Here is a 2,731-nt window from a genome sequence, read left to right as displayed (position 1 = left end):
ACCGAATACCTGTGCTTTCCCATCGCGACTGACGTCGCTCCCACAGATGCATGTCCAGCCCGCTAACCGTGGAAGCCGCCACTGGCCAGGTAGTCGCGCTCTTCCTGCGTGGAGGAGCGCCCCATCGCCTCATTGCGATGCGGGAAGCGCCCGAAACGTGCGATGAGGTCGTAATGCAGCTGGGCGTACTTCATGTACTCCTCATTGCCGACCGCATGGAACAGATCCAGCGAACGTTGCTGGTCCTCCAGCGCCTCGGAATGCTCGTAAGGCATGTAGAAGAAGATCTTCAGCGCCGGATCGACCTGCGCATCAAAACCGGCCTCGATGGCGCGATCGGCGTAGTGCCGCGCCAAACCATCGGTCGCGTAGGAGTGCGCGCTCTCGCGGAAGCAGTTGCGCGGAAACTGGTCCAGCAACAGGATCAACGCCAGCGCGCCCTCGGCATCACCCATCCAGCCTTCCAACTCGCGTCGCGCCGCGCGGAAGTGCAATCCGCGAAAGCGCTGGTCGAACTCGGCATCGAAGGCGTCGTCGTTGGCGAACCACTTTTCGCGGCCGGCGTTCTTCCAGAAGGTGATGATGTCGTTGGATTCGTTCATGGCGTTATCTCCGGCTCGTATGAAGTATCAGGCTGCTGCGGCCTGCGTGCTCGGCCGGCAAACCACAGAATGAAGCTACCGACCACCAGCAACGGAAGACCGTAAACAAGGCCAACATAGACCGCCGCCATCTGGGCGGTGCCTTCGAAGTCCTCCGGCCGGCGACCGAAGAACAGGATGGCGCACAGGGCGGAGACAAGCAGCGCCGCCGACACAGTCATCCATCCGATGACGCGCAGGGCGATGACCAGCCTCATGCGCCACCTCGGCGCGTCGCTGGATACGTTCATCGATCCGGAATGACATGCCCGATGCGCCACAGCACACCGGTCGGATCGATCAGGGTGAAGTCCCTGAGGCCCCATGGCCGGTCATCCGGTGAGCTCAGACGGACGGAGAACCGTTCGACGACACCTGACGCCTCGATATTCCGGTGCCAGTCGTCCGCGTTCTCGACCAGCAGGTGCATGACGAAATTCTCCGCGTGCTCGCGCAGGTAGAACTGCGACAGCAAGAACGACGTCCTGCCGTGATGGACATAGGCCAGGTCGTCCGACTCCATCGATGCCTTGAAACCCAGCGCCTCGTAGAACGCGATGGACTCAGCCAGATCACGTGCGGGAACGAAGGCCTTCATTTCGATCGTTTCAAGGTTCATGCGGTCTATCCTGCAGAGGCGCCCTCGAGGGAACCAAACGGCGGGTCAAGTGCGATCCTAGCCCGGCGTCCGCATCAACTCGCTCCATGACTGGCTCGCAGGAACAAGCCAGTACTGCTCGCATGTCCAGCTCCGGTTGTCCCAGCACACATGGATGGCGGGATGCTCGCAGCGGGACGCCCCCATCGCGGGGGTAACCATGTACTCACGTGATTCACCCGCGTCCAGACGCGCATCATGCGTCAGCACGACAGCGTTGTCGCCAAAATCGAGGTCAGGCCGCGGGACGCGCCGGGTAGTCGCATCCTGTTGCCAAACCAGGTCGTTGGTCCGTATCAACACCCGTCTGCGGGAATGATTGGTGACGACCACTGTTCCGCTTCCGGCCACTGCATCGACCTTGATCGCACTTACCTCGATGTCGGGTGGCATCGTGTCGTCGTGTCGTATCGATACACAGCCTGCCAGCACCATGCTGCCGGCAAGCAGCATTGTTTGCAGAGCCGACGGCCTGCACACCAGCATGGCCATCCCGTTATTCGTCAAACCGAAGATGCCGAACCGACTTCCCATTCCGCCGGATCAGCTTCAACGCCTCGATCCCCACGGTGATGTGGTTCTCCACGAACGACGAGCTGACCTTGGCGTCGCTTGCCTCGGTCTTCACACCTTCCGGGATCATCGGCTGGTCGCTGACCAGCAGCAACGCGCCCACGGGAATGCGGTTGGCGAAGCCGGCGGCGAAGACGGTGGCGGTCTCCATGTCGATGGCCATGCAGCGCATCGCGCGCAGGCGCTCCTTGAACGCCGTGTCGTGTTCCCACACACGGCGGTTGGTGGTGTAGACGGTGCCGGTCCAGTAGTCGTGGCCCAGGTCGCGGATCATCGTCGACACCGCGCGCTGCAGGGCGAACGCGGGCAGCGCCGGCACTTCCGGCAGCAGGTAGTCGTTGCTGGTGCCTTCACCGCGGATGGCCGCGATGGGCAGCACCAGGTCGCCCAGCTGGTTCTTGCGCTTCAGGCCGCCGCACTTGCCGAGGAACAGCACCGCCTTGGGCATGATGGCCGACAACAGGTCCATCATCGTCGCGGCGTTGGGGCTGCCCATGCCGAAGTTGATCATGGTGATGCCGTCGGCGGTGGCGCTGGCCATCGGACGGTCCAGGCCGACGATGGGCGCACCGGTCAACTGCGAAAACACATTGAGGTAGCCGCCGAAATTGGTCAGCAGCACATGCTCGCCGAACTGGTCCAGCGGCACGCCGGTGTAGCGCGGCAACCAGTTGTCGACGATCTCGCTCTTGTCCTTCATGGAAACCTCTTTTTCTTGTTGTTGTGGCGCGATTCTGGCACGACTGCGACACACGCACTTGGCAAGGCGCGGCGCGGCCGGTTAGGTTTCGGGTCTCATCCGGGGGATACACGATGCGAATGACCTTGTTGGCCGGGCTGGTCCTGGCTGCGCTGGGCG

General features: G+C 62.5%; 5 protein-coding genes. All 5 read right to left on the bottom strand.

Annotated elements, in window-relative coordinates:
* Nucleotides 1-62: 62 nt before the first annotated feature.
* Genes AC04L7_RS16115 through AC04L7_RS16095 form a run of 5 tightly spaced genes read right to left on the bottom strand, consistent with a single transcriptional unit; the run spans nt 63 to nt 2,572 of the window.
* A complete protein-coding gene (locus AC04L7_RS16115; RefSeq protein ID WP_435996262.1) occupies nt 63-602 on the bottom strand; it encodes a DUF924 family protein in 540 nt (179 codons plus the stop codon).
* Nucleotides 599-859, bottom strand: coding sequence for a hypothetical protein (locus tag AC04L7_RS16110; RefSeq protein ID WP_435996260.1), 261 nt, complete (start codon nt 857-859; stop codon nt 599-601). Before AC04L7_RS16110 ends, AC04L7_RS16115 begins: the two co-directional genes overlap by 4 nt.
* A 29-nt stretch (nt 860-888) precedes the next feature.
* Nucleotides 889-1,260, bottom strand: a complete 372-nt coding sequence (locus AC04L7_RS16105) for a VOC family protein (protein ID WP_435996258.1) — start codon at nt 1,258-1,260, stop codon at nt 889-891.
* A 57-nt stretch (nt 1,261-1,317) separates the two neighbouring features.
* Nucleotides 1,318-1,791, bottom strand: coding sequence for a hypothetical protein (locus AC04L7_RS16100; protein WP_435996256.1), 474 nt, complete (start codon nt 1,789-1,791; stop codon nt 1,318-1,320).
* A gap of 4 nt (nt 1,792-1,795) precedes the next feature.
* Nucleotides 1,796-2,572, bottom strand: coding sequence for an AMP nucleosidase (locus AC04L7_RS16095; RefSeq protein ID WP_296281404.1), 777 nt, complete (start codon nt 2,570-2,572; stop codon nt 1,796-1,798).
* Between the last annotated feature and the right edge of the window lie 159 nt (nt 2,573-2,731).

The sequence above is a fragment of the Pseudoxanthomonas sp. LjRoot204_2 genome (assembly GCF_056175765.1).
Note: the sequence above shows the minus strand (reverse complement) of the source record. Positions and strands in the feature narration are given on the sequence as shown.

Coding starts and splice junctions, on each gene's coding strand:
- AC04L7_RS16095 (WP_296281404.1), bottom strand. CDS start 2,572: ATGAAGGACAAGAGCGAGATCGTCGACAACTGGTTGCCGCGCTACACC.
- AC04L7_RS16115 (WP_435996262.1), bottom strand. CDS start 602: ATGAACGAATCCAACGACATCATCACCTTCTGGAAGAACGCCGGCCGC.
- AC04L7_RS16110 (WP_435996260.1), bottom strand. CDS start 859: ATGAGGCTGGTCATCGCCCTGCGCGTCATCGGATGGATGACTGTGTCG.
- AC04L7_RS16100 (WP_435996256.1), bottom strand. CDS start 1,791: ATGGCCATGCTGGTGTGCAGGCCGTCGGCTCTGCAAACAATGCTGCTT.
- AC04L7_RS16105 (WP_435996258.1), bottom strand. CDS start 1,260: ATGAACCTTGAAACGATCGAAATGAAGGCCTTCGTTCCCGCACGTGAT.